General features: G+C 62.8%; 24 protein-coding genes and 1 tRNA gene. 12 read left to right on the forward strand and 13 right to left on the reverse strand.

Going from position 1 to position 26,104, the window contains the following annotated elements; translation table 11 throughout:
• Positions 1-25: 25 nt before the first annotated feature.
• Both EJ075_RS05235 and EJ075_RS05240 read right to left on the reverse strand, forming a co-directional pair.
• Positions 26-1,522 (reverse strand): FAD-linked oxidase C-terminal domain-containing protein, encoded by a 1,497-nt coding sequence (locus EJ075_RS05235; protein ID WP_126103628.1) that lies wholly within the window; start codon positions 1,520-1,522, stop codon positions 26-28.
• Between the two features lie 283 nt (positions 1,523-1,805).
• A complete protein-coding gene (locus EJ075_RS05240) occupies positions 1,806-3,128 on the reverse strand; it encodes a DUF3422 family protein (protein ID WP_126103629.1) in 1,323 nt (440 codons plus the stop codon).
• A gap of 195 nt (positions 3,129-3,323) precedes the next feature.
• On the opposite strand from EJ075_RS05240, the gene EJ075_RS05245 reads away from it, so the two are divergent.
• The 3 genes from EJ075_RS05245 to EJ075_RS05255 are packed head-to-tail and all read left to right on the forward strand — an operon-like array spanning position 3,324 to position 6,128.
• Positions 3,324-4,127 carry an FCD domain-containing protein gene (locus tag EJ075_RS05245; RefSeq protein WP_126103630.1) on the forward strand — a complete coding sequence of 268 codons (804 nt, stop codon included), beginning with the start codon at positions 3,324-3,326 and terminating at the stop codon, positions 4,125-4,127.
• A gap of 55 nt (positions 4,128-4,182) precedes the next feature.
• A complete protein-coding gene (locus EJ075_RS05250) occupies positions 4,183-5,319 on the forward strand; it encodes an alpha-hydroxy acid oxidase (protein ID WP_095483569.1) in 1,137 nt (378 codons plus the stop codon).
• A gap of 35 nt (positions 5,320-5,354) precedes the next feature.
• The gene (locus tag EJ075_RS05255) at positions 5,355-6,128 is read left to right on the forward strand and encodes a metallophosphoesterase family protein (RefSeq protein WP_126107242.1); all 774 of its coding nucleotides are present in this window, start codon (positions 5,355-5,357) and stop codon (positions 6,126-6,128) included.
• Positions 6,129-6,228: 100 nt separating this feature from the next.
• Here the strand turns inward: EJ075_RS05255 and EJ075_RS33925 are convergent, their stop codons facing one another.
• Both EJ075_RS33925 and EJ075_RS05265 read right to left on the reverse strand, forming a co-directional pair.
• On the reverse strand, positions 6,229-6,360 hold the full coding sequence (locus tag EJ075_RS33925; RefSeq protein ID WP_280953354.1) for a hypothetical protein: 132 nt from the start codon (positions 6,358-6,360) through the stop codon (positions 6,229-6,231).
• Positions 6,361-6,629: 269 nt separating this feature from the next.
• On the reverse strand, positions 6,630-7,328 hold the full coding sequence (locus tag EJ075_RS05265) for a type 1 glutamine amidotransferase (RefSeq protein ID WP_126107243.1): 699 nt from the start codon (positions 7,326-7,328) through the stop codon (positions 6,630-6,632).
• Positions 7,329-7,415: 87 nt separating this feature from the next.
• On the opposite strand from EJ075_RS05265, the gene EJ075_RS05270 reads away from it, so the two are divergent.
• From EJ075_RS05270 to EJ075_RS05280, 3 genes are all read left to right on the forward strand, one after another.
• Positions 7,416-8,063 carry a hypothetical protein gene (locus EJ075_RS05270; RefSeq protein ID WP_126103631.1) on the forward strand — a complete coding sequence of 216 codons (648 nt, stop codon included), beginning with the start codon at positions 7,416-7,418 and terminating at the stop codon, positions 8,061-8,063.
• 31 nt (positions 8,064-8,094) lie between these two features.
• Positions 8,095-8,829, forward strand: a complete 735-nt coding sequence (locus EJ075_RS05275) for a 16S rRNA (uracil(1498)-N(3))-methyltransferase (RefSeq protein ID WP_126103632.1) — start codon at positions 8,095-8,097, stop codon at positions 8,827-8,829.
• Between the two features lie 103 nt (positions 8,830-8,932).
• A complete protein-coding gene (locus tag EJ075_RS05280; protein ID WP_095483564.1) occupies positions 8,933-10,306 on the forward strand; it encodes a glutamate--cysteine ligase in 1,374 nt (457 codons plus the stop codon).
• Positions 10,307-10,329: 23 nt separating this feature from the next.
• Here EJ075_RS05280 and EJ075_RS05285 read toward each other — a convergent pair whose 3' ends face one another.
• On the reverse strand, positions 10,330-11,070 hold the full coding sequence (locus EJ075_RS05285; protein WP_126103633.1) for a class I SAM-dependent methyltransferase: 741 nt from the start codon (positions 11,068-11,070) through the stop codon (positions 10,330-10,332).
• A 309-nt stretch (positions 11,071-11,379) separates the two neighbouring features.
• Here EJ075_RS05285 and EJ075_RS05290 point away from each other — a divergent pair, with 309 nt between their 5' ends.
• Positions 11,380-12,477, forward strand: a complete 1,098-nt coding sequence (locus tag EJ075_RS05290) for a DUF937 domain-containing protein (RefSeq protein ID WP_126103634.1) — start codon at positions 11,380-11,382, stop codon at positions 12,475-12,477.
• A gap of 128 nt (positions 12,478-12,605) precedes the next feature.
• Here EJ075_RS05290 and EJ075_RS05295 read toward each other — a convergent pair whose 3' ends face one another.
• On the reverse strand, positions 12,606-12,896 hold the full coding sequence (locus tag EJ075_RS05295; RefSeq protein ID WP_126103635.1) for a DUF1127 domain-containing protein: 291 nt from the start codon (positions 12,894-12,896) through the stop codon (positions 12,606-12,608).
• Between the two features lie 231 nt (positions 12,897-13,127).
• On the opposite strand from EJ075_RS05295, the gene EJ075_RS05300 reads away from it, so the two are divergent.
• From EJ075_RS05300 to EJ075_RS05310, 3 genes are all read left to right on the forward strand, one after another.
• Entirely contained in the window at positions 13,128-14,084 is a 957-nt protein-coding gene (locus EJ075_RS05300) for a LysR substrate-binding domain-containing protein (protein ID WP_126103636.1), read from the forward strand.
• 68 nt (positions 14,085-14,152) lie between these two features.
• A complete protein-coding gene (gene xseA, locus EJ075_RS05305) occupies positions 14,153-15,718 on the forward strand; it encodes an exodeoxyribonuclease VII large subunit (RefSeq protein ID WP_126103637.1) in 1,566 nt (521 codons plus the stop codon).
• A gap of 58 nt (positions 15,719-15,776) precedes the next feature.
• Positions 15,777-16,910 (forward strand): P1 family peptidase, encoded by a 1,134-nt coding sequence (locus EJ075_RS05310; RefSeq protein WP_126103638.1) that lies wholly within the window; start codon positions 15,777-15,779, stop codon positions 16,908-16,910.
• Positions 16,911-17,003: 93 nt separating this feature from the next.
• Here EJ075_RS05310 and EJ075_RS05315 read toward each other — a convergent pair whose 3' ends face one another.
• The 5 genes from EJ075_RS05315 to EJ075_RS05335 form a co-directional block, all read right to left on the reverse strand.
• Positions 17,004-17,258, reverse strand: a complete 255-nt coding sequence (locus EJ075_RS05315; protein WP_095483559.1) for a DUF768 domain-containing protein — start codon at positions 17,256-17,258, stop codon at positions 17,004-17,006.
• 636 nt (positions 17,259-17,894) lie between these two features.
• On the reverse strand, positions 17,895-18,650 hold the full coding sequence (locus EJ075_RS05320) for an ATP-binding cassette domain-containing protein (protein WP_126103639.1): 756 nt from the start codon (positions 18,648-18,650) through the stop codon (positions 17,895-17,897).
• A complete protein-coding gene (locus EJ075_RS05325) occupies positions 18,643-19,704 on the reverse strand; it encodes a ribose ABC transporter (protein ID WP_095483557.1) in 1,062 nt (353 codons plus the stop codon). The genes EJ075_RS05320 and EJ075_RS05325 overlap by 8 nt, the downstream gene beginning before the upstream one ends.
• Before the next feature lie 102 nt (positions 19,705-19,806).
• On the reverse strand, positions 19,807-20,787 hold the full coding sequence (locus tag EJ075_RS05330) for an ABC transporter substrate-binding protein (RefSeq protein ID WP_095483556.1): 981 nt from the start codon (positions 20,785-20,787) through the stop codon (positions 19,807-19,809).
• Between the two features lie 470 nt (positions 20,788-21,257).
• Positions 21,258-22,163, reverse strand: a complete 906-nt coding sequence (locus EJ075_RS05335) for a sugar-binding domain-containing protein (protein ID WP_126103640.1) — start codon at positions 22,161-22,163, stop codon at positions 21,258-21,260.
• A gap of 286 nt (positions 22,164-22,449) precedes the next feature.
• On the opposite strand from EJ075_RS05335, the gene EJ075_RS05340 reads away from it, so the two are divergent.
• Positions 22,450-23,355, forward strand: a complete 906-nt coding sequence (locus EJ075_RS05340; RefSeq protein ID WP_095483980.1) for a tagatose-bisphosphate aldolase — start codon at positions 22,450-22,452, stop codon at positions 23,353-23,355.
• 150 nt (positions 23,356-23,505) lie between these two features.
• Positions 23,506-24,975, forward strand: coding sequence for an ROK family protein (locus EJ075_RS05345; protein WP_126103641.1), 1,470 nt, complete (start codon positions 23,506-23,508; stop codon positions 24,973-24,975).
• 47 nt (positions 24,976-25,022) lie between these two features.
• Here the strand turns inward: EJ075_RS05345 and EJ075_RS05350 are convergent.
• Positions 25,023-25,099: transfer RNA gene (locus EJ075_RS05350), tRNA-His, on the reverse strand.
• 450 nt (positions 25,100-25,549) lie between these two features.
• Entirely contained in the window at positions 25,550-26,008 is a 459-nt protein-coding gene (locus EJ075_RS05355) for a phasin (RefSeq protein ID WP_095483553.1), read from the reverse strand.
• Positions 26,009-26,104 lie beyond the last annotated feature (96 nt).

The following is a 26,104-nucleotide window of genomic DNA, read 5'->3' on the forward strand; positions in this document are numbered from 1 at the left end:
GAACCGTCATTTTGAGACGTTGCCATCAAAACCTCGGAATGTCCGGAAACGCCATTTGCCCGCGATGCACGTGCATGCGTCCGAGCTCGGCGCAGCGGCGCAACTGCGGAAACACCTTGCCCGGATTGAGCAGATGGTTGGGATCGAAAGCGCATTTGACCCGCATCTGCTGGTCGAGGTCGATCTGGTTGAACATTTCCGGCATCAGGTCGCGCTTCTCCACCCCTACCCCGTGCTCGCCGGTCAGCACGCCGCCGACCTTGACGCAGAGCCGCAGGATGTCGGCGCCGAAGCTTTCCGCCTTGTCGAGCTCGCCCGGCATGTTGGCGTCATAGAGGATGAGCGGATGCAGGTTGCCGTCGCCGGCATGGAAGACATTGGCGACGCCGAGCCCGTATTTCTCGGAGAGCTCGCGCATGCCGGCGAGCACGCGCGGCAGTTCCTTGCGCGGGATGGTGCCGTCCATGCAGTAATAGTCGGGTGAGATGCGGCCGACCGCCGGGAAGGCTGCCTTGCGGCCGGCCCAGAAGCTCAGCCGCTCCTGCTCCGACTGCGAGATGCGGCAGGTGGTCGAGCCGTTCCTGTAGGCGATGGCTTCGACAAGGCCGATCAAATGATCGACCTCGACGCCCGGCCCGTCGAGCTCAACGATCAGCAGCGCCTCGACATCCAAGGGATAGCCGGCATGGACGAAATCCTCGGCTGCGTGGATCGCCGGGCGGTCCATCATCTCCATGCCGCCCGGGATGATGCCGGCGCCAATGATGTCGGCGACGCATTGGCCGCCCTGCTCGCTGGTCGGGAAGCCGATCAAAAGCGCGCGCGCCGTCTCCGGCTTCTTCAGGATGCGCACGGTGACCTCGGTGACGACGCCCAGCAGCCCTTCGGAACCGGTCATGACCCCGAGCAGGTCGTAGCCTTCCGCGTCGAGATGCTTGCCGCCGAGCCGCACCACCTCGCCATTCATCAGCACCATCTCGATACCGAGCACATTGTTGGCGGTAAGGCCATATTTCAGGCAATGCACGCCACCGGAATTTTCCGCGACATTGCCGCCGATCGAGCAAGCGATCTGGGAGGATGGATCGGGGGCGTAGTAAAAACCCTCCTGCTCGACGGCGGTGGTGATGCCGAGATTGGTGACGCCCGGCTGGGCGACGACGATGCGGTTGGGAAAATCGATCTCGAGAATGCGGTTGAACCGGCTCATGACTAGCAGCACCGCGTCTTCGAGCGGCAGCGCCCCGCCGGACAGCGACGTGCCGGAGCCGCGCGGCACAACGCGGATGTTGCGGTCGTTGCAATATTTCAGCACGCGCGAAACCTGCGCCACCGTTTCGGGCAGCACCACGACCAGCGGCAATTGCCGATAGGCGGTGAGGCCGTCGCTTTCGAAGGCGCGCATTGAATTGGCGGCGTCGACGACGCCTTCGCCCGGCACGATGATGCGCATATCGGCGACGATCTCGTCGCGCCGGCGCATCGTGGCGTCGTCTGGCTTCGGCATCAGCAGGCCGGACATCAGCAGCCTCCTTCGATTGACTGGTAAAAATGTTTTACCAGCGGCGGGTGCCTGTTGCAAATCCTGCTTGGCCGAAATCGGAAGCCGACGCTGGGACAGGCTTCTGCGGCGGCAATCTGCCGCTGGCCTTCTCCCCCCTTGAGGGGGAGATGGCCGCGAAGCGGTCAGAGGGGGTCCAGGCGCGTAAAGTGCCAACGTCATTTCTTGTCGGTAGTGCGTTGGCGCTCCACCGAGGCGACCCCCTCTGTCGCCTTCGGCGACATCTCCCCCTCAAGGGGGGAGACTACTCGCCCACCTGCTTCGCCGGTTCTGAGTGCATGCGGCGGACACGGCGCACGCCCCACCAGACGAGCAGGATGGCAAGCGGCACCGAGGCGGCAGTGACGACCTCCGGCGCAAAGACATGGCCGAAGATCGAAACGCCCTTGGCGACGTAGCCGATGAGGCCGACGACATAATAGGAGACAGCAGCGACCGAGAGACCTTCCACCGTCTGCTGCAGGCGCAATTGCAGACGGGCGCGGTTGTTCATCGACGCCAGCAGACCGCGGTTCTGCTTCTCGACCTCGACGTCGACCCAGGTGCGCAGCAGCGTGGTGGCGCGGGTGAGCTTCGTCGACAGATTGGCCTGACGCTCCTCGACCGAACGGCAGGTGCGCATGGCGGGGGCGACGCGACGCTGCAGGAACCCGCCCCAGGTGTCGTAACCGGGCACCGCCTCCTCCTCCAGCGCCTCCAGGCGCTCGCGGACGATGCCGTCATAGGCGCGGCTGGCGCCGAAGCGGTAGAGGCTGGAGGCTGCGTCGGCCTCCAGCTCGGCGGCCAGCTCGGTCAGGTCGGCAAGCAGCGTCTGGCTGTCGCGGGTCTCGGCGACCTTCATTTCCAGCGTGGTCTGAGCCAGCCTGTCTTCGATGCGGCGGGCGCGACCGGACAAGGTCAGCGCCAGCGGCAGGCCAAGCATGGCCAGCGTGCGGTAGGTTTCGATATCGATCAGCCGTTGCGCCAGCGCGCCGGTGCGTGCCGGCGTCAGGCCGCGGTCGAGCACCAGCATGCGGGTCATGCCGTCGCCGTCCTGGCGGAAATCGGTGACGATAGCGGCGTTGCCGCGCTCAACCAGCGAATAGCACAGGCTGGTCGGGTCGAAGCCGGCGATCAGCTTTTCGCTCGCCTGCGTCCATTTGCGTATTTCGAGCCTGATGCCGGATATCACCGTTCCCGGCGGCGAAAACCCGTTGCCGAAAGGCGAATCTTCCTGGCGCTGGCCGCTCGCGGCGAGCGGCCCTTCCCACAGATAGGTCGAGAATTCCGTGTGCCGTTCCCAGCGCAGCGAGCCCTTGCCCCACTTCATCGCGTGGTGGCGGGCGTGGGGGTCGGGCGCGGCGATGCCGAGGCGTCGCGACAGTTCGGAAAGCACCGCCTGGTCGACGCCGGATCCGGCTTCGGTCATGAAGGAAAGCTGCACCAGCACGCGCGGTTTCTCGACCAGCGGATGCGGACGGGCGTGAACCTCGCCAAGCGCGCCAGGCCGTCCCTCATGCGCCGGAAAGCCCATGACGCTGCCCTTGACGCGGGGCTGAAATTCGAGCTTGGACGGGTCATCTGCCACGGCTGGTCCCCCGGGCTTGTGCAATCGCGTCCCTCTAGAGCCAATTGCAAGGGGACGCAAACAACAAGTTAGCCGAACGCGATATGCGGCGACAGCAGCGAAACCGACTCGGTCGGGAAAATTGGATAAATAATTTGACCAGTTGGCGACGCTGGCTTTATCTTGCGACACCGCTTCAATCCCCAGGCATCCCCGTTGAGCGACATTTTCTCCAGGATCGAGCATTCCCGCACCGCCGACGAGGTGGTGCAGCAGATCGAGAGCCTGATCCTCGAAGGCGTTCTGCGCACCGGCGACAGGCTGCCGGGCGAACGCGAGCTGGCACGCCAGTTCGAGGTGTCGCGGCCGATCCTGCGCGACGCGCTGAAGGCGCTGGAAGGACGCGGTTTGCTGACGACGCGGCCCGGCGGCGGTACCCATGTCGCCGACGTCATCGGCCAATTGTTCACCAAGCCGGTGACTGACCTGATCTCCATGCACCGCAAGGCGGCGACCGACTATCTGGAATACCGTCGTGAGATCGAGGCGGTGGCGGCCGAGTATGCGGCGCGGCGCGCCACAGCCGACGACTTGGCGCTGCTCGACCGCATCATGGCGCGCATGGACGAGGCGCACCGGACCGGCAACTTCGACGACGAGGCGGAAATCGACGTCGAGTTCCACCACGCGATCTGCGAATGCGCGCACAACATCATCCTACTGCACACGCTGCGCTCGTGCTACCGGCTGCTGTCGGAGGGCGTGTTCCAGAACCGGCTCTTGGTGTTCAACGTGCCGGGCGCGCGCGAGGCGCTGCTTTCGCAGCACCGGGCGATCTACGCGGCGGTCAAGGCCGGCGATCCGGCGGCCGCACGGCAGGCGGCGATGGACCACATCACCCATGTCGAACGCGCCATGGCCCAGGCGGAGCGCAGCGGCGACTGGCAGCGCGTGTCGCGGCTGAGGCTCATGCAGCGCTCCGAAGCCGGCGACGGCGAGCCGGCAAGGAAACGCACGTGAGCGCCGGGCAGACAAAATCAACAACGACGAATTAGCGAGAACCAGCGGGAAGCCCATGAGCATGATCCTCACCATCGCCGATCTCAAGGACCTGGCGCGCCGCCGCGTGCCGAAGATGTTCTTCGACTATGCCGATTCAGGTGGATGGACCGAAAGCACCTACCGGGCCAACGAGGAGGATTTCCAAAAGATCAAATTCCGCCAGCGCGTGCTGGTCGACATGAGCAACCGCTCGCTGGAATCGACCATGATCGGCGAGAAGGTGGCGATGCCGGTGGCGCTGGCGCCGACCGGCATGACCGGCATGCAGCACCCCGACGGCGAGATGCTGGCGGCGCAGGCGGCCGAGGAATTCGGAGTGCCGTTCACGCTGTCGACGATGAGCATCTGCTCGATCGAGGATGTCGCATCCGTGACCAAGAAGCCGTTCTGGTTCCAGCTCTACGTGCTGCGCGACAAGGATTTCGTCCTCGATCTCATCGACAGGGCGAAGGCTGCGAAATGCTCGGCACTGGTGCTGACGCTCGACCTGCAGATCCTCGGCCAGCGCCACAAGGATATCCGCAACGGGCTTTCGGCGCCGCCGCGCTTCACGCCGAAACACATCTGGCAGATGGCGACCAGGCCGGGCTGGTGCATTGGCATGGCGGGCACCAAGCGTCGGACCTTCCGCAACATCGTCGGTCACGCCAAGGGCGTCGGCGACCTCACCTCGCTGTCGTCATGGACGACGGAGCAGTTCGACCCGCATCTGTCGTGGAAGGACGTTGCCTGGATCAAGGAACGCTGGGGCGGCAAGCTGATCCTGAAGGGCATCCTCGACAAGGAAGACGCGCTGATGGCAGCCAAGACGGGCGCCGACGCGATCATCGTCTCCAATCATGGCGGACGCCAGCTCGACGGTGCGTCGTCATCGATCGGAGTGCTGGAAGAGATCGCCGACGCGGTCGGCGACACGATCGAGGTCCATATGGATGGCGGCATCCGCTCGGGCCAGGATGTGCTGAAAGCGCTGTGCCTCGGCGCCAAGGGCACCTATATCGGCCGGCCTTTCCTTTACGGCCTGGGCGCGCTCGGCAAGGATGGGGTTACAAAAGCCTTGGAAATTATCCGCAAGGAGATGGACATAACGCTGGCGCTGTGCGGAAAGCGTCTGGTAACCGACATGGGCAAGGATCAGCTTCGGCGTTAGACTCCCGTGACGGCATGATCACGGAGATGGAAGCATTGACCGCCCCCGGCATCCACTTTCTCGACGCGCGCGGACCGGAAGGCATGCGCCTTTATGCGGTCGGCGATGTGCATGGCCGGTTCGATCTGCTGGTCGCCATGTACCGCCGGATTGCGGCCGAGATCATCCAGGCGCGACCAGCCGACTGGCGTGTCATCTATCTCGGCGACTATGTCGACCGCGGCCCGGACTCCAAGGGGGTCCTTGATTTCCTGATCGAAGCGCGAAAACGCGACCCGCGTCACCTGATGCTCGCGGGCAACCACGACATCGGCTTCCTCGACTTCCTCGATGCCCCCGACGCAGACGGACTTTTCATGCGCTATGGCGGCATCCAGACCGCGCAATCCTACGGGGTGGCGATCAATGAAGGCGGCGGCGCGTGGTTTGGCAGGTCCGAGGCGGCACTGCGGCAAGGCCATGCAGCACTTGTCGAGGCCGTGCCGAAAAGCCATGTCGACTTCTTGCAGTCGCTGCCGTTTTCACTGACGTTCGGCGACTTCTTCTTTTGCCATGCCGGCATCCGGCCAGGCATTGCGCTGGAAAGTCAGACCACGCAGGACCTGATCTGGATCCGCGATATCTTCCACAACCATCCAGGCCTCCATCCGAAGATTGTGGTGCATGGCCACACACCGGTGCCGGAGGCCGAGGTGATGATCAACCGCGTCAATATCGACACGCTCGCCTACCAGACGGGAAACCTCACCGCGCTCGTCGTGGACGGCGCCGACAAGCGTATCCTGGTGGTGTCAGGTGAGAGGGCTTAAGGCGGGTCGCGCTTCAAGTCTTAGTTTGTTTATGTCGTTATCCCAAAACCGCTGCGCACCCTCGGGTCAAGCCCAAAGGCAGGCTTCTGGGTGGGACGCGCTAGCGAAGCGCGGCGGTGACGCCGTAGCCGTCGACGGCGTTGTGGTTGGCGGCTGCGTCGCCGGAATAAGTGCCGAGGCCGCACAACACGATGGCCGACAACATGGCAAAGGACAGAAGCGCTGCTTTCACGGACGTCATCTCTTGTTGAGCTTTCTGCATCTGTGCACGAGGCGGGTTACCAATGGGTTGAAACGAAAATACGATTTCGCGCTTCTAGGGATGTTCTGTATCGGCGATGTGTCGCGCGAGTGACACAAAGGGTTCATCGCGGTTGCACGGAAGATGCAGAGCGCGTGCCTTCTAGGGTGGCGGCCGGCCACAAGCCAAGGACGAAACAAGCTGTCCACAGCGGATTTTTGTCAGCGTGCCAAATATGCAACGTCGGCCCTGACAAGCCGTCAGATCGTCGCCACCCAGGCGCGGGCGATGGCCAGCCCGGCGGCATCCGCATCCGCTCCGTTGCGGGCCATTTCGTCGTCGAGCCGGTCACTCCAGTCAGGATGCCGCTCGGCTATGAGCGGGGCAAAGGACCTGCTCCAGTCGCGGACCATCGGCCGGTCCGCCTCGAAATGGAACTGAAAGCCATAGACGGCGCGGCCGATGCGAAACGCCTGGTTCTCGGCGACGTCGTTGCCGGCGAGCCGCACAGCGTTTTCAGGCAGTGCAAAGGTGTCATCGTGCCATTCGAAGATGGGGAAATTTTCGGGTAGCGCGCCGAGCACCGGATCGGCCTTGGCGGCCGGAGTGAGCGAGACCTTATGCCAGCCGAATTCCGAGGCGCCGCCGATCCGGTTCTCGCCGCCAAAGGCGCGCGCGACCAGTTGGCTGCCAAGGCAGATACCGAGAACGGCGCGATCCTTGTCGGCGAAATCGCGCGTCAGGTCGAGCAACCCCGGAAAATACGGGCAAATCTCGTCGTCCAACGCATTCTGGGCGCCGCCGAGCACGACCATGGCGTCGTGCGCATCGCTGTCCTGCGGCAGCGTCTCGCCACAATAGGGCCGGCGCAGATCGATGTCGGCACCCGCCTCGACAAGAGCTGCGCCGATCTGGCCAAGGCCCTCATTGTCGAAATTCTGGACCACCAGCACCCGCATTGAAAAACCTGCTGACATGAAAATGATGCGACGAGCGATATCATGCCGTCATCATTCCAGCCAAGATGCGTGTCCGGGGAGAAAGCTATGCCACTGCAGAACCGCGTAGACCCGTTCGGCGTCCTCCATGCCGTGCCGGAGCGCGGCCTGTTCATGGGCAACCGCGGCATCATCCATGACCCCGAAACGAAGACACTGCTGAAAAAGCGCTGGGCGCTGCATGCCTGGATCATCTGCGTCTGCGAATTCCGCGATGTGCGGCGCGAGCCGATGGGCCGCAACAGGCCAGGGGGAAAACCCGGCTGGACCGAATTGTTTTTCCTGGACGAGGTGACCGCGCTCTCTGCCGGCCATCGGCCCTGCTTCTTCTGCCGGCGCGAGCGGGCCAGAGATTTTGTCCAGCGCTTCGGCGTATCCTTCGGCATTGCCGAGCCGCGCGCACCGCAGGTCGACAAGCGGCTGCATAAGGAGCGGCTCGCCGCAGGTGGGCGGGCACCCGTCGTATCCGCAGAAGACCTTGCCGGGTTGCCGGACGGCGCCATGGTTGCGGACGGCGGCAGCGCCTATGCGATACGGGGCGGCGAGGTATTGCGCTGGTCGTTCGCCGGCTATGGCGAACCGGTGGGGTTCGGCGGTTTTGCAGGCCGTCCAATTCGCCTGCTCACGCCGATAACCACCGTTTCCGTGCTGAGGCAAGGCTACGAGCCGGTTTGGCATCCCTCGGCCGAGACTTGACGCCAAGAGCCGGCTCGCCCATTCCTCGGCGATGCGCGCCAATTACAAGATGCAGCGGCTGTTCGTGCCGGACGACCTCGGACCGGATATCGAGTTCGAGGCGAGCCCGCAGCAGGGCCACTACCTGATGCATGTGCTGCGGCTCGGCGAGGGCGCCGAAATCCTGTTGTTCAACGGCCGTGACGGCGAATGGTCGGCGGCAATCGCCGCCAGATCCAAGAAGGCGGTACGCCTGAAGGTGCTTACCTTGCAGCGGCCGCAGCCGCCGCTGCCCGATCTCGTCTATTGCTTTGCGCCATTGAAACAGGGACGGGTCGATTATCTGGTGCAGAAGGCGGTCGAGATGGGCGCCGGCGTCCTGCAGCCGGTCATCACCCAGCACACGCAAGTGGCAAAGCCCGGCATCGAGCGCCTGCGCGCCAATGTCGTCGAGGCTGCCGAACAATGCGGCATCCTGGCGGTGCCGGACGTGCGCGAAGCGGAAAAGTTCGAACGCCTGCTGACAGGCTGGGACAAGGAGCGGCGGTTGATCTTCTGCGATGAGGATGCCTCGACCAACAATCCTCTGCCCGCGCTGCAAGCGGTGCGGGAGAAGAAATTCGGGCTGCTGGTCGGGCCTGAAGGCGGGTTTTCCGACGAGGAACGAAGGATGCTGAGGGCGCTGCCTTTCGTAACCGCCATCCCGCTCGGTCCGCGCATCTTGCGCGCCGATACGGCTGCAGTGGCGGCACTGGCGGTGATACAGGCGACGGTCGGGGATTGGTGATCAATTCCAGTTACCCTGTGGCTCAGGATTTTTCGCTTGATCGTCTACTGACATTTCGTCCATCTAGCGCCGGCGGTCGTCCGGCCGCTGCAGAGGACTTGTAATGGCGCGCGACACAACCGATTTCCGGCCCATCGAAGGCGTCGACGAGCTTGTCGAGCATCTGGCCGAAGGCAACAAACCGCGCGACAAATGGCGCATCGGCACCGAACACGAGAAATTCCCGTTCTATGTCGACGGCAATGCGCCGGTGCCCTATGGCGGCGAGCGCGGCATCCGCGCCATTCTCGAAGGCATGCAGGAGAAACTCGGCTGGGATCCGATCATGGATGCCGGTCGCATCATTGGCCTGGTCGAGCCGACCGGCCAGGGCGCGATCTCGCTGGAGCCCGGCGGCCAGTTCGAGCTGTCCGGCGCGCCGCTGGAGACGATCCACCAGACCTGCCGCGAAGGCAATGCACATCTGGCACAGGTGCGCGAGATCGCCGAACCGATGGGCATCCGCTTCCTCGGCCTCGGCGGCAGCCCGAAATGGTCGCTGGCCGAGACGCCGAAAATGCCGAAATCGCGCTACGAGATCATGACGCGCTACATGCCCAAGGTCGGCACCAAAGGCCTCGACATGATGTACCGCACCTGCACCATCCAGGTGAATCTCGACTTCGAGAGCGAGGCCGACATGCGCCGCAAGATGCAGGTGTCACTGAAGCTGCAGCCGCTGTCGACGGCGCTGTTCGCCAACTCGCCCTTCACCGAGGGTCGGCCCAACGGATTCCAGAGCTGGCGCGGCGACATCTGGCGCGACACCGACAACCAGCGCTCGGGCCTGCTCGAATTCTGCTTCTCGCCCGACTTCGGCTTCGCCGACTATGTCGATTGGGCGCTCGACGTGCCGATGTACTTCGTCATCCGCGACGGCCACTACCATGACATGACGCACGTCACCTTCCGCCAGTTCATGGCAGGCGCGGCCCGCAACGAGATCCCCGACGGGCTGCCGACGATGGGCGATTGGGCGAACCATCTGTCGACGCTGTTTCCCGACGTGCGATTGAAGCGTTTCCTTGAAATGCGCGGCGCCGATGGCGGACCGTGGCGGCGCATCTGCGCGCTGCCGGCCTTCTGGGTCGGGCTGCTCTACGATGCGGCGGCGCTCGACGCGGCCGAGGCGCTGACCTCGAGCTGGAGCTATGAAGAAGTGCTGGCGATGCGCAACGCCGTGCCGGAACAGGGCATTTCGGCGCCGTTCCGCAACACGACACTGCGCGAGATCGCCCGCGACGTGCTCGTCATCTCGCGCATGGGGCTGAAGAACCGCGGCCGCAAGAACCGCGATGGCTACGACGAAACTTCGTTCCTCAGCACGCTGGACGAAGTCGTCGCGCGCGGCACCACCAGCGCCGAAGAGCTGCTCTCCGCCTATCATACGCGCTGGGGCGGCTCGATCGAGCCGGTGTTCATGGAGTATGCGTATTAAGGGTTTGTGTAGGAGGAGGCGACTTAGCGTTTCCCGAATTTTAAAGCTGCACGAAGACGCCCTGCCAAGGTCAATTCGACGGCCCCGCCAGTCATGATTTCCCGCGGCCGGGATCCGAACAAATCCGAACCGGCCAGGCGGGCTTGCGATGGCGTCTTGCGAATAATGATCTGATAACCTCGCCGCAGCTCCTCGAACTGGCCTTCTATCGACCCAAGGAACGCATCGATGCCAGCCTGCGGCCGATCCGCGGCAGGTCGATCCGGCATCCAGACATAGTCGTCCAGAATCATGATGCCGCCCGTTTCCAGAATCTGCCAGGCCAGCGACGCATCGGCAAAGCTGCTGGCGGCGTGGTGGTCGCCGTCGACATAGACCAGCCCGAATGTCCGGCCTTCACGACGAAGCTTCGGCAGGATTTCGATCGATAGCCCCTTGAGCTTCTCCAGCCTGCTTCCGAAGGGAGCGAGATTCTTGTCGAACCTTGATTCGACGGAACTCATATCCGCCTCATATTCAGAACCGCTCGTCACGTGTTCCTTGCTCCCGGCGAATGTGTCGACACAGCAAATCTTCGACCGTTTGAAAAACGAAAGGAAAAACACAGCCGACAGACCCTCGAACGAGCCTATCTCAAGTATTTCAAGATTTCTTTTCTTGATATCCTTGAACAAGCGCTGCCATTTCGGGATATGCGTAGATGTCCAGTCATGCGAGAAGGACTTTTCGGCAAAGTAATCATGATGCATGGTCGGCTCGATCAAATACCGGATTGCCCGCGTTTTCGTTCTCGCATCGTTTCGGAATATGGAGCAAGACGCAATTATCACTTCAAGGTCATGTTACCCAACTAATGACATGGGGCTGTGATTTCGGACTGTTCCTGACGCAGAGGGCGCCGCCGGAGCTCAAGTCCACTACTTCCAAGGCATCCGTGCATACCGATGTCAGAACTTCATTCAGGATGTTTGAAGTTCGACAAAGAGATGCAGCACGCACGCTCGCTGTACCCCTTCAACAAACGCGGGAAAGGGGCTAGGTTTCTGCAGGCGCGGATTTTCGAGGAGAAGCCAATGCCTTCCTTGTTCGACATTCTGACGCAGGCGCAGAACGGCAACGGCATGCAGGCCCTGGCCCAACGGTTCGGGCTTTCCCAGCAGCAAACGCAATCGGCGGTCGAGGCGCTGCTGCCGGCCTTTTCACAGGGGCTGAAGCGCAACACGTCCGACCCTTACGGGCTCGGCTCGTTCATGACGGCAATGGCCAGCGGCCAGCACGCCAAGTATTTCGAGGACGCGAGCCGGGCTTTCTCGCCGCAGGGCGTCGATGAAGGCAATGGCATTCTGGGGCATCTGTTCGGCTCCAAGGACCTGTCCCGCGCCGTTGCCAGCCAGGCTGCGCAGGCGAGCGGCGTCAGCCAGCAGGTTTTGCAGCAGATGCTGCCGGCGGTGGCTTCGATGGTGATGGGCGGCCTGTTCAAGCAGACCACAAATCAGATGCAAGCAGCAGGCGGATTCGGCGGCGGCAGCAATCCGCTCGGCGAGATCATCGAGCAGATGATGCGGCAGGCCGGTGGAGGCGCACAGGCGCCGGCACCACAGCAGCGCCAGGCGCCGCAGCCTGCAGGCCCAGCCGACAATCCGCTTGGCAAAGTGCTGCAGGACATATTCGGCGGCGGTGGTCAGCAGCCGCAAGGCCAGCCACAGCAGACACAGAACCCCATGGGCGACAATCCGCTCGGCAAGGTGCTGCAGGACATGTTCGGCGGCGGCGCACAGCAGCCGCAAGGCCAGCCACAGCAGACGCAAAATCCCAGTGGCGACAATCCACTTGGCAAGGTGCTGCAGGATATGTTTGGCGGCGGCACGCAGCAGCCGCAGCAAACCCAGCCGCAGCAGGCACCCAATCCCTATGGCGGCGACAATCCGCTCGGCAAGGTACTGCAGGATATGTTCGGCGGTGGCGCGCAGCAGTCTCAGCCGCAGCCGCGTCAGGCGCCCCAGCAGCGCCAGGCGCCGCAGCCGCAGGCCAGCCCAAGCGGCAGGCCACAGAATCCGTTCGACGATTTGTTCGGCAAGATGTTCGAGACAGGCGCGCAGCAGCGCGACGATTACCAGAAGGGCATGGAATCGATCTTCGATCAGTTCAAGCGAGGCATGGATCGGCGGTAGGCCAACATCAGGTCAGCGCCGCCCAAAAAGAAAAATGCCCAGCCCTCGAGAGGGCCGGGCAGTGTGCAGGCGGGCCGGCGGGGAACCGGCAGGGAGTGGGCGCCTGCGAAATCCTACAGCGCGCCCCCTTAGGCCACCTTGCGGGCAAGATCCTCGATCGTGTCCATGCGATCGGTCGCGATGACGCGTAGCCTTTCGGTCGGATCGCGGCCAAACGGTACCTCGATGGCGACGTGGAGATCGGCGCGCGTCAAGCCGATGTCGGCGAGTTCGGAGTCCGACATCTCGCCAAGGCGATAGAAAGCGCGGCGGTTTTTCCAGGCGCGGTAGACGTTGGAAATGGCATTGGCCGCGCGCGTCGCAATAGCCGGACGCGACGTGATGCGCGAAGTCTCGGTGGCGAAGTCGAACGTAGCCATATCAGCCTCCTTCATATTTGAACGGACGAAACGGGGCGATCGGCGCTGGCAACAGCGGCCGTTCCGGTCCCGATCCACGTAGAAGATGCACGTCGTCGTCCCAAAAACGGTGACCACTTAGGCGACATGCACTGCCTTGATGTGGACAATGCTGAATCTGCCACCGCTTGATTGATTAATCCAACGAATGTTTCTAATCTTTAGCATCAACACTAATGATGGATTGGACCGATGAAAGCGCCACTCGATCTCGATCAGTTGCAGACCTTCGTCTCGATCGTCGACACCGGCAGCTTTACCCGCGCGGCGGAAGAGGTGCATCGGACGCAGTCGGCGGTGTCCATGCAGATGCGCCGGCTGGAAGAACGGATCGGCAAGCCGCTGTTCGAAAAGGACGGGCGCACCAACAGGCTGACCGAAGATGGCGACAGGCTGCTCTCCTACGCAAGACGGCTGCTGTTCCTCAATCGGGAAACGCTGGCCGCCTTCGACGACCGGCGGCTCGAAGGCACGATCCGCATCGGCACGCCGGACGACTATGCCGATCGCTTCCTGCCCGAGATCATGGCCCGCTTCGCCCGTTCCAATCCACGTGTCGAGCTGACGGTCATCTGCGAGCCAACACCCGGGCTGGTCGACCATATCAAGCGCGGCAATCTCGATCTGGCGCTGGTGACGCACAATGACGCGCACGGCCAGTCGGAAGTGGTGCGGCGCGAACCGCTGCTGTGGGTCACTTCGGCCAACCACGCGACACATGAGCAGGACACATTGCCGATGGCTTTCGGCCGGCCGAACTGCATCTGGCGGCGGGCTGCTGTCGACGTGCTCGACCGGCAGAACCGCGACTACCGCATCCTGTTCACCAGCTTCTCGGCCACCGTCATCACAGCTGCGGTGCTTTCCGGCCTGGCGATCTCGGTGCTGCCGGAATGTGCGCTGCGGCCCGGCATGCGAGTTTTGGGCGACGCCGACGGGTTCGGCGCCCTGCCCGATTGCCGCATAGGCATCATGCGCGGCCAGACGTCGCGGCCGGAGATCGTCGACGCGCTAGCCCGCCACATTTCGGAAAGCCTCGATAATATTTCCGTGCCGCTCGGCGAAGAGACGGGAACCTTCGACTTCGCCGCACTCGCCTTTTCGAAGATGAAGCGGAACAAGCCGAACCAGATCTTGCCGGGCTGGTGAAGGACCCGGGGGTCGGCGCTGAGCACCTACGGCTTGACGCGGACGCACAACCGCCCCCCAATCGGCCAATGAGCGACGCAGCATCCGAATCACGCACCAACGCCACCGAATACACGGTGAGCGAGATTTCCGGCGCGCTGAAGCGCACGGTCGAGGACGTCTTCGGCAATGTGCGGGTGCGTGGCGAAATATCCGGCTATCGCGGGCCGCATTCCTCCGGTCATGCTTATTTCTGCCTGAAGGACGACCGCGCGCGGCTCGACGCCGTGGTGTGGAAGGGCACGATGGGTCGACTGAAATTCCGCCCCGAAGAGGGCATGGAGGTGATCGCCACCGGCAAGCTCACCACCTATCCCGGAAAGTCCAACTACCAGATCGTCATCGACAATCTGGAGCCGGCTGGCGCCGGGGCGCTGATGGCGCTGCTGGAAGAGCGCAAGCGCCGGCTGCAGGCCGAAGGCCTGTTCGATGCCGGCCGCAAGCGCTTGCTGCCGTTCATGCCGCGCGTCATCGGCGTCGTCACCTCGCCGACAGGCTCCGTCATTCGCGACATCATCCACCGCATCAAGGACCGGTTTCCGCTGCATGTGCTCGTCTGGCCGGTGCGGGTGCAGGGCGAGACGACGGCCAAGGAAGTGACCGCCGCCGTCAACGGCTTCAACGCGCTGGCGCACGATGGCGTCATCCCGCAGCCCGACCTGTTGATCGTGGCGCGCGGCGGCGGCAGCCTCGAGGATCTTTGGGGGTTCAATGACGAGGCGCTGGCTCGTGCCGTCGCCGCCTCGCGTATTCCGGTGATCTCCGCTGTCGGCCATGAAACGGACTGGACGCTGATCGACCTGGCGGCGGATGTGCGGGCGCCGACACCGACGGGTGCCGCCGAGATCGCCGTGCCCGTGCGCGCCGACCTCGAAGTGACGCTTGCCGGCCTTGGTGCGCGGCTCAAGACCGCGGTATCGCGCAATTTCGAACGCAAGCGCCAGGCGGTCCGTGCCGCCGCCCGTGCACTGCCTTCGCCCGACCAGTTGCTGGCGCTGCCGCGCCGGCGCTTCGACGAGGCGACGAGCCGGCTTGGCCGGGCGCTGTCCGTCAGCGTCCAACGCAAGCGAGCCAGGCTTCAGGCACAGCGGCTGACGCCGGCCACTCTGTCGCGACGCATGAACGAGGCCCGTACATTGGCCGGCCGCGATCTCGCCCGCGCGCAAGCGGCGTTCTTCGCCATCGTGCGCGAGCGGCGAACGCGGTTTTCGCGCGCCGCCGCACGGCTGTCGCCCGCGCCGATCGCAAGGCGGCAGAAATTGCAGGTAGATATCTTGGCGGCACTGTCGCGGCGACAGGACCGGATGATTTCGGTGCGGCTCGAACGCTTGCGCGGGAAACTGACCCAGGCCGACCGGCTGCTGGCGACGCTGTCGCATAAGGCGGTGCTGGCGCGGGGCTTTGCCTTGGTGAAAGACGCCGACGGTGCGGTGATCAAGCAAGCGGCGGAAGTGACGTCGGGCATGGCACTTTCGCTGGAGTTCGCCGACGGAACCGCCGATGCGGTTGCGACCAGCGGTGCCGCACGGCCGAAAACAATTGCAAAGCCGGCCGCCAAAGCCAAGGAGCCTGGCAATCAAGGCTCTCTGTTTTGAGTGGCCATTATTTCCGAGCGCCCATGAATTCTGAGCGCGCATGACTTTCTGAATGGCAATGACCGACAATCATCACCAGACGACGCCTTCCGGCAAGCCGCGCGCGAGAGCCTTCGGCATAAGTTTTGACGGCACGCCCGGACCGTTCAACGCCATCACCGATGTGCCTGGCGTTGCGGTCGGTTATTCGACGCTGATTTCGGGCGATGGTGCGCTGGTGGTCGGCCAGGGACCGGTGCGCACCGGCGTGACCGCTATCCTGCCCAGACCGCACGCAGATCTCGCCACGCCGGTCTTTGCCGGGATCTTCAGCCAGAACGGCAATGGCGAATTGACCGGCTCGCACATCATCGAGGAGACGGGTGCCTTCAATTTCCCGATCACCATCACCAACACGCACTCCTGCGGCGTTTCACGCGACGCGACGCTGCACTGGATGCAGCGCGTGCTGCCGGCCGCGCTCGACAGCGCCTGGGGCCTGCCGGTGGCGGCGGAAACCTACGACGGCTTCCTGAACGACATCAACGGCCACCATCTCAGGTTCGAGCATGTTGCTGCGGCGCTCGATGGCGCGACCAGCGGATCGATCGAGGAAGGCAGCGTCGGCGGCGGCACCGGCATGATCGCCTTCGGTTTCAAGGCCGGCTCCGGCACGGCATCGCGCATCGTCGAATGGCAAGACCAGCGCTACACGGTCGGTGCGTTCGTGCAGGCGAATTTCGGCAAGCGGAGCAATTTTACCATTCGCGGCCTGCGCGCCGGGCCCGATCTCGTGGAACCGGCGATCCGCGAAAGCACGCCGCACGCCGAGAAGGGTTCTATCATCGGGGTCGTCGCCACCGATGCGCCGTTCCTGCCGCATCAAGTGAAGCGGCTGGCCCGCCGGGTGCCGCTCGGCGTCGCCATGACCGGCGGCTTTGGCTATCATAGCTCGGGCGATATTTTCCTGGGCTTTTCGACCGCCAACCGCGAGGCGGCATTGGCGCCGTCAGGCCGCATCGCCAGCGCCGATTTTGTCCCGGATAGCGAGATCGATCCGTTCTTCGACGCCGTGATCCAAGGCGTGGAGGAAGCGATCCTCAATGCGCTGGTCGCCAATGACGACATGACCGGGCGCGACGGCAATTTCGTGCCGGCGCTGCCGAAGGCATGGCTCGAGGGCAGATTCGATGCAAGTCGTCAGGGGACGTAAGACTGCCTGGCGCGTCACACGCGCCGCACCGGTCTTGCATATGGTTGAGCCGGGTCAATAATGCTTTCCCCGGCCTTTCGCCGGGTCGGCAGATCACCCGGCAGGCTTGTCCGAATTCTTTTCGTCCTGGTCGGCCTCAGCCGCCTCTTCCAGCTTCGACGCTATAAGCTCCTTGATATCGCCGACCTCTTCCTGGATATCCTCCAGCGGTATGCCGGCCTCAGCCGCCTTGGCGGCACATTCCCTGGCGAGTGTCTCGGCTTGCTTCTCGATCCTGTCCGGCGAGGCGTGGCAGTGGACCTTTTCGCCGATCCATTCCTGCAAGAACTCGATCGCGTGTTCACTCATACTGCTGTTCCCTGGCGGCTGCGCCGGTTGGTAATCATAAACGCCGGTATCCCCGGAAAGATGCACGCTCCCATTCCAACCGAGTCGTCGTCACCCGGCAAGCCGATCTTGCCCAAGCTCCACAGAGCTGAAGGAAATCGAAGGTTCAAGGAGCACATTCTAATTCTTGAGGAGATTCTATTTTCTTGGGAGATTGGCACCGTTGGCTGGGATCAAGTCCCGGATCGCGCCATTGTTTCTACTTGCTTTTTTCCGGTATTCCAGTCAATTTGTATGACAATAGGTGTCATAATACGTAGCACGTTTGCGGCGCCGTTCGCTGCGCAACCCTAGGGTACGCGGCCAAAGCCGCCGCTATATAGTGACATCCTCAGGCAATGTCGACTCTGCTCGCCATCCTGCTTATTTCCACTGCGCCGAGCGTCTCTGGATGGCATTTTGTCATCGTTGGGGGCGAGCATATTTCGCCGGAAATCGACCGGGCGCATTGAGATGCTGAGCGGCTAGGCGCGGTAGCTGTGCCAGCGATCCTGTCGCGGTCGCTTCTCGCCGGAGAATTGCCGGCTTGGCCGGCTCGCCACCCGGAAAGCTGATTTGCTCGGGAAGTGCGTTGTTTCAGCAATCGAAAATATCGGCCTATCCGCCAACCATGAGCTTGACGACTTCGTCATGGTTGGTTTCCGAGATCTTGCGCTCGCCGGCCTGAATGCCTCGGCGCAGCACGACGATGCGGTCGGAAACGGCGAAAATGTCCTGCAGATTGTGCGAGATGAAGATCACGCCTCTGCCTTGCGCCTTGAGCTGGTGGATGAGCGAGATGACCTTGCGCTGCTCGGGAACGCCGAGGGCCGCAGTCGGTTCGTCCATGATCAGGATCTGCGCGTCCCAATAGACGGCCCGGCCGATGGCAACGGCCTGCCGCTGACCGCCGGAGAAATTGCTGACCGGGGCGTCGAGCCGACTGACATGGAAATCCAGCCGGCCCATGGTCTTCTTGGCGGCAACCGCCATGGCCTTGCGATCGAGCACCGGCAGGAAGCCGAAGGCCTTGCGCATGGGTTCACGACCGAGGAAGATATTGGCGCCGATGGACAAATTGTCGGCGAGAGCGAGATCCTGATAGATGGTTTCGATGCCTTTTTCGCGCGCCTCATGCGGCGTCGCAAACGTCACCGGTTGACCCCTCAGCAGAATTTCACCGCCCGTCGGCTGAAAGACGCCCGATATCGCCTTGATCAGCGTCGTCTTGCCGGCGCCGTTGTCGCCCGCCAGGGCCACCACTTCGCCGGGCCGCACGACCAGGGAGAAGTCGTTGAGCGCCCGGACGGCGCCGAAGTGCTTGGAAAGGTTCCGGACTTCCAGAAGGGGGATGGTCTGGGCTGGGCTATTCATCCTGACGGGCTCCACTGAACCGGCGCTGCGCCTGGTCGATGAGAACGGAAATGATGATGACGAAGCCGACGGCGATGAATTGCCAAAACGGCTCGACATTGACGAAAACCAGCCCGTACTGAATGACCGCGATCACCAGCGCACCGGCAACCGTCCCGAAGATGGTGCCGGATCCGCCGAACAGGCTGGCGCCACCGATCACGACGGCTGCGACGCTGTCGAGCAGCAACGGCTCGCCGGCCTGTGCCGCGCCAGCGGTGAAACGCGCTGCATAGAGCGCGCCACCGAGGCCTGCGCACATCGCCGAAAGCACATAAAGACGCAGGGTATGGCCCCTGATGTCGATGCCGGCACGACGCGCTGCCTGCACATTGGCACCGATAGCGTAGTTGTGCTGACCGAATCGGGTCTGGCTCAGGATGTAGTGCATCACGACAACGAAAACGGCGGCGATGATGACGAGATAAGGGACACCGTAGAACCTGCCGTTGCCGAGCAGTGCGAACCAGGAATTCTGGACCGGCACCGTCGTGCCGCCGGCCAACAGGAAAGCAACGCCGCGCGCCACGCCGAACATGCCGAGCGTGCCGATAAAAGGCGGAACTCTCAGGCGCGAGATCAGCAAGCCGTTGATGACACCAGGCAAGCCTGCGACAATCACGGCCGCCAGAATACCCGCCAGCATTGCAAGTGGCAGCGGGATTACGGCTCCCGCCATGTTCGTAGCGTGGGCCGCAACGACGGCCGCAAGGCCCATGATGAAGCCCAGCGAGAGGTCGATGCCTCCCGAAATGATGACGAATGTCTGTCCGGTCGCAAGCAGCAGCGGCGCCACGGCAAATATCGCGATGGATTGCACGTTGAACGGATTGAGCACGAAGGTCGCGCCGAAGGAGAGCCTCGACCAAACCTCGAAACAGATGATCAGGCCGGCGAGAAACAGCCAGGCGCGCCCTTCAGCGATGCGTCCGAGCCAGGTCCTGGCCGGATCACCATGGTCGGCCTGAGGGGCGACATGCGTTTCGCTTTGCTCGATTGGTGATGTTGAGGTCATTGATATATCCGATCCGCGGGCGCGGCCTCCGTCAACAGGGTCCCAGAGACCCGGCGCAGATCTCCTCCCGGCAAGCCGGAAGGAGATCAAGCTGGTTTGGACTCATTCGGAATAGAGGTACTTTGAGATGTTCGGATCGGCGATGTTCGACTTGTCCATGATCGTGAAGCCGGTGCCGATCGCAACCGGGATCGACTGGCCTGTCAGGTGGGCATAGGCCGAAACGACACCAAAATAGCCGATCTCAGCCGGATGCTGGGCAATCGCCACGTCCACCAAGCCGGTGTTGATGTTGTCGACGATGCTAGTCGGCGCGTCGAACGCCACGACCTTGATGGTGCCGGTCTGCCCAGCTTGCTGGACGCCATTCGCCGCGCCGAGCGCCGAGAACAGGTTTGCACCGAACACGCCAACGAGATCGGAGTTGCGCGCGAACACAGCCTGCAGCTGCGAGGCGGCCTTGTTGGCGTCGTTGTCATTGAACTGGGTTTCGAGGACGGTGATGCCGGGATGATTGGCCGCCATCTCCTTCTTGAAGCCCTCTTCACGCTGATCGGTGGTCGAAATGCCAGGCTTGACGTTCGAAACGTAGACCTTGCCCTTGTCGCCTATGGCCTTGGCCAATGCCCGGGCGGCGATCTCGCCGCCGAGAATGTTGTCCGAGGCGATATAGGACAGCGGGAAATCCGCCTCGCCGGCACCGGTCTGATAGACGCCGCTGCCGATGAAGGTGTCGACGGTGATCACCGGGATGCCGGCATCATTGGCCTTGCGAAGCGGCTCGACCAATTGAACCTTGTCGGTCGGCGCAATCAGGATAGCGTCCGGCTTCTTGGCGATGACCGCGTCAAGCACGGGGACTTGCGTCACCGGATTGAAATCAGGGGCGCCCTGGAAAACCAGGGTCACGCCAAGGGCATCGGCTGCTGCCTGCGCTCCCTTGCGCATGGTGATGTAAAAACCGTCGGTGGTAAGGCCGGGAACGAGAGCAACGGTGAACTTCTTGTCCTGCGCCAAAGCGGGCGTGATCAGCGCCGTTGCGCAGATGGCGAGAGCCGCAAGGGCGGCAACAATCTTCTTCATAACATCCTCCTCATAATGTTGGCAGATTTGCCGTTGCGATTGACATTGACATGGCCGTCAATCCGTTCCGGCTACGTGAAATGCTGGCGGCGAGAAACGGGGTTCGCCTGCTTGCCGTTATGGGCAGCTTCCTCCCGAGCGCCCCCCAGTCGTTAGATCAGCCAGTCGAAACCCGACCAGCCTGATGCGCGCAGTCCCGTTCCTAGCCTCTGCAAGGTCCAGGGAATAGCGCCGCTCGGCGCACATGCGTGCCTAGCCGCAATGTTGTAACACTTTGCTGAAAGAAATTGCAACCTGGTATTTCTTGGCTGGAAACGCCTTCAAACCGGACGACATCTGTCTGCGCCGCAGAGCCCCCTTTGTGCAGACTATTGCCCCAACGCTTTGACGGCACAACTGATGATTTCACGGCGGCGGGCTGGCGAGCCGCGTTTGGGGTCGATCAGGTGTGCCGATCGGCGCGCCCGCCTCTATTGAGGCAAGAGAGCCTCGAGAATGGCCTGGGCAGTCTTCGTGTCCGTTACCAGAGCATTGATAAGCCTGGCGCGGACGGCACCGATAATGGCGGTCGCCTTCTCCGGCGAGGCGGCGACACCGATCACCAGAGGGACGGCTCGAAGCTGGGCCGGCGACATAGCGATCATCCGGCTCTCCCCTTCCCACGGGATAAGGGTACCTTCGGCGTCGAAATAATGCCTGATAACGTCTCCAGCCGCGTGGAACAGTGCCTGCTCGCTCAGCGTGGCCGCGCTCGCCTCGGGCGGATTGATGGCATGGGGCAGGCCGATGCCGACGATCGCGACGTCGGTCCGGTCCCAAAGCGCGACGCTGTCGCGGATGGCCGCATCGCCGAGGAAGACGTCACGCAATTCGGTGGATGGCAGATAGGGCGCATGGATGAAATGCGGCGTCCCGCCGAACTCTTCGGCGGCGAGCCGCACAAACTCGTTGATCTGAAAATGCGGCGCCTGCTGCTGCATGCCGCCGGTGGCAGCGACGGTGAGAACGCCGGGAATGCGCGGCAGGCCTGCCCGGATCACCTCGCGAATGGCTCGCCCCCAGCCAATGGCGACCACCGAGCCGGCCGTTAGTTCCGCTTGCTTGAGCAAGGCGCCGAGCGGCGCAGCGAGCGCCGTCAGCGCACCGGCTGCCGGCGTTTCGATGACCGCCGCGTCACGAAGTCCTAGCCCTTCGACCAGTTGCGTGGTGATGCCTTCGGGCGTTGCAAGATCGAGAACCTCGATCCGCACGATGCCCTCTGCCCTCGCCCGCTGCAGGAGACGCGATATGGTCGCGGTGGAGACACCAAGCCGCCGCGCGATATCGACCTGCGACATCTCCGCCTCGTAGTGCAGTTTGGCGACCGTATGCAGCATCGTCCGCGATGCGGCGGCTGCATCTTGTGCGGGAGGGACAGACAGCTTGCAATTCCTTTCAGCAATGTGTTACAGACCCATCGATGGATGGGAGTTATCGCGCAAATTCGGCTGACTCGCAACGTGGGCCCGTTTCCACGGCAGATGGCGGGCCAAGGCCAGATTTCTCGGTTCGATAACGCATCAAAACGGCAAACCTCCCTGCGACAGGCAGGTAAAGACTGAACCTTTCTTGTTCCACGGATCTGCGCCCTGGTGAATGGGCGCCAACATCGGACAGAAGACCATGACAAAGATGACGACCGCAGAGTTGCGCGGCTACCAGCAGATATGCGGCAAGGATGGGGCCATGATGGCCATCGCCTGTGACCAGCGCGGCGGCATGCGGACCTTGCTTGCGTCTGACCCTGCAGAACAGGCCACGATCACCAACGACATGCTCGGCGACACCAAGTCGGACATCACGCGATACCTCGCCAGCCAGGCATCCTGCGTGCTGCTCGACCCGCTCTGCGCGGTGCCGCGGGTTGTCGATGAAGGGGTGCTGAACCGAGATACGGCTCTGCTCATCGGCCTCGACGCCTCAGGCTTCGACGTCTCGCCCGCCGGCTACCGCCTGTCGCGCCTCGTTCCCGGCATCGACGCGCGCCGCGTCCGCGAGCTCGGCGGCACCGGCGGCAAGATCATGGTCTATCTCAGGGCTGACAGGCCTGAGGCGAATGAGCACAATATCGCCATTCTGCGCCAATGCATCGCCGACTTCGCGCAAGAGGACCTCCTGCTTGTCGTCGAGTTCCTGACCTATCAGGTCGAAGGGGAAAGCCTTGAAGACTATACGGCCAAGATCCCCTGGCTAGTCGAAGGGGGCACCCGGATTTCGCTGGAATGCGGGGCAAAGGTGCTCAAGCTTCCTTATCCCGGAACGCCGGAAGCCTGCGCAAGGATCAGCAGCATGGCTGGCGAGGTGCCATGGGCGGTCCTCTCCGCCGGCGTCAACCACGCAACGTTCCTGGGCCAGGTCGAGATCGCGATGAAGAACGGCGCATCAGGTGTCATCGCCGGTCGGTCGCTGTGGAAGGACTGCATCTCGCTTGACCGTGACATTCAGCGGGAAAGGCTTAAGACCATCGCTGTGGCGAGATTGCGCGAGCTTCAGGCGGTGATCGGAAACTACAGGCAGAAAGCCGCTTAGCCGTTCGGCGTTCACACCAGGCACGCACGGGACGTCATGCCTCAGACCATGATCCCGAAAAGTGGGGACCGGTTTTCGGAAAAGATCATGGTCAAACAGCAAGATAGAGCCCCATTTCGATTTAGTCGAAATGGAACAGGCTCTAGTTCGATGGCCATAGGAATCGATATCGGCGGCACCAATCTGCGCGCCGCCCGTATTTCCGGCACAGGCGAAATCCTCGATCGTATTTCCGAGAAGAGCGCGCCGGATCCGGAGCTTGTGCTCTCTCGGATCGCCGAAATGGTGCGCCGGCTCGATTCTCCCGAAGTTGCCGCCATCGGCATCGGCGTCCCCGGACGCGTCGATGCCCGGCTTGGCGCGGTCTTGTCCGGAGGCTACGTCAACCTCGCCTCGATCCCCCTGGCGCAACGACTGGAAAGCCTGGCAGGCAAGCCCGTCTTGATCGACAATGATTGCAACATGGCACTGGTCGCGGAAATGGCTCTCGGCGCCGCCAGAGGCCATGAAAGCATCGTCATGTTCACGATCGGGACCGGCATTGGTGGTGCCGTGGCTCTAGATCGGCAGATCGTCCGCGGCAAGGGGACGGCTGGGCAGCTCGGCCATATCACTGTCGACATATCAGGCGAAGCGTGCGTCTGCGGCCGGCGCGGCTGCGTTGAAACCACCAGCTCAGGCACCGCGCTTGGCCGTCACATCGCGCGGGCAGGCCTCGGTCCGGATGTTTCGGTCGATCAGCTTTTTGCCCGGGATGCGGGCGGTGACACGCTGGCGCGCGGCATACTCGAAGCCTGGGCCAGGCCGCTGCGTGCCGCAATCGATTCGGCCGTGGCCATGTTCGCCCCCGATCTAGTCCTGCTCGGCGGCGGACTTGGCCTGGCGGCCCACAGGGCACTTGCCAACGCTCCCGCATTGGCTCCCTGGTACCAATGCCCGGTGGAACCGGCGCAACTCGGCGACGACGCCGGCGTCATTGGCGCCGGTCTGCAAGCGCTCGCCGCTGAGGCGACGGTCACACAGGCGTCGACAGTGTCTTTGCCAACTGCACGGCTCGATCCCGGCCGGCGGGCCGTGCCCACCAGGCGCGCCGTGCTGGTCAACGGCATCCCTGCCAGCGGCAAAAGCACGGTCTCGCGCGGTATCGCCGACCGGATGGGATGGCCGTTGCTCACGCTCGATACGGTCAAGAACCCGTTCCTCGAAGCGCTCGGCGGCGGCGACCGTGAATTCAACCGCACGCTCGGCCGCGCCAGTTACGAGGCGATCTGGTCGATCGTCGGCGAAGCTCCGGCGGGCACCACAGTTATCGTCGATGCCTGGTTCGGTTTCCAGCCGCGCCAGGTGCTCGAGGATCACCTGCGCAGGGCTGGCGTCGAGCAGACCGCCGAAATCTGGTGTCACGCGCCCGGCGAGGTTCTGGCCGAGCGCTATCGCGCACGGCTCGACCAGCGCCCCGCCGGCCATCCCGGCGCGGCCTACATCCCCGAACTGATCGAACTGGCCAAGCGTGCCGCGCCGCTGCGGCGCGGACCGCTGTTTGACGTCGACACGACCAAACCGATCGCTTTCGATGCCATCACGCAGTGGCTAAAGGCGACGATTGCGGCTGACACATAGGCAGCGCAGCCGCCCTAACAAATTCAGTGATTTAACCGACAAGCCGATGGTACCGTTGGCTGGGATCGAACCAGCGACCTCCGGATCCACAATCCGGCGCTCTAACCATCTGAGCTACAACGGCACGTTTGCCCGAGCGGGATCGAGGTGGACCGTTCATTCTCCGGGACCCGCTCTGTCGTTCGGCGATGCGTCCATACGGGCTATCGGAGTTTAATTCAAGGCTTTTGGCCGCGCATGACCCCGAAAATCAGAATCGATTTTCGGAAAGGATCACGCGCAAAATCCAAAGTTCTACGCCGTCCTGTGCGCCTCCAAGAGGACGCGCGGTGCTGTAGGCAAAGATCGCTCCGGCAACGGCGTCGCCTTTTCGCCGGGCAAAGAAAAAGGCCGGCGGGAGGAGGTGCCGGCCTTTTCCTGTTACGAGCCAGCGGGAGGAGGTGCTGGCTGGTCACCCCGGAGAGCAGAGGGAGGAGGTTCCACCCACCGGGTATTTCGCTTGACCACTATATTTCACATAATCCTATTCGAAGAAATGCGACCTTTTGTTGCATCTTCGAAATATGCGCAAATATTAGGCGGCCTTAATTTCCTTCATCGCCTTCTCGAAGGCGGTCTTTATCGGCTTGGAGACGTCTTCGGCCGCCTTGGAGGTGACGGTCTGGAAATCCTTTGCCTGCTCGACGGCCATCTCGACGCGCTTGCGCAGGAATGCGGTCTGCAGCTCGACGACTTCCGACAGCGACTTGGCGCCGATCAGGGCTTCGAAATGCGAAAAGCCGGCTTCGGTATTGGCGCGCAGAGCAGCGATGGTCTTGAGCGACAGGTCGTTGGAAACGGTCTTGGCGGTCTCAAAGGTCGACTCCAGAGCCTTCTGGGTCTCTTCCGCACCGGTCTTCAGCTTGGCATAGGCCTCTTTCGACTGCTCGACGCCCTTTTCGGCGAAAGCGCGGATCTGGTCGGTGGCCTTGGAAGCATCGAAGCTCGGGAATTCAACGTTTTCGATCGTTTCAGCAGTCTTGGTCCTGGACATTTTCCATCCTTTGCAGTGGCAGCGGCTTTGACAGAAAGCCGTCTCGTTCATGTATGATGGCAATATAAAGGCAATTTTTGTGCATTGCAATATCCT

Source organism: Mesorhizobium sp. M6A.T.Cr.TU.016.01.1.1 (assembly GCF_003952585.1).
Classification (GTDB): Bacteria; Pseudomonadota; Alphaproteobacteria; order Rhizobiales; family Rhizobiaceae; genus Mesorhizobium; species Mesorhizobium mediterraneum.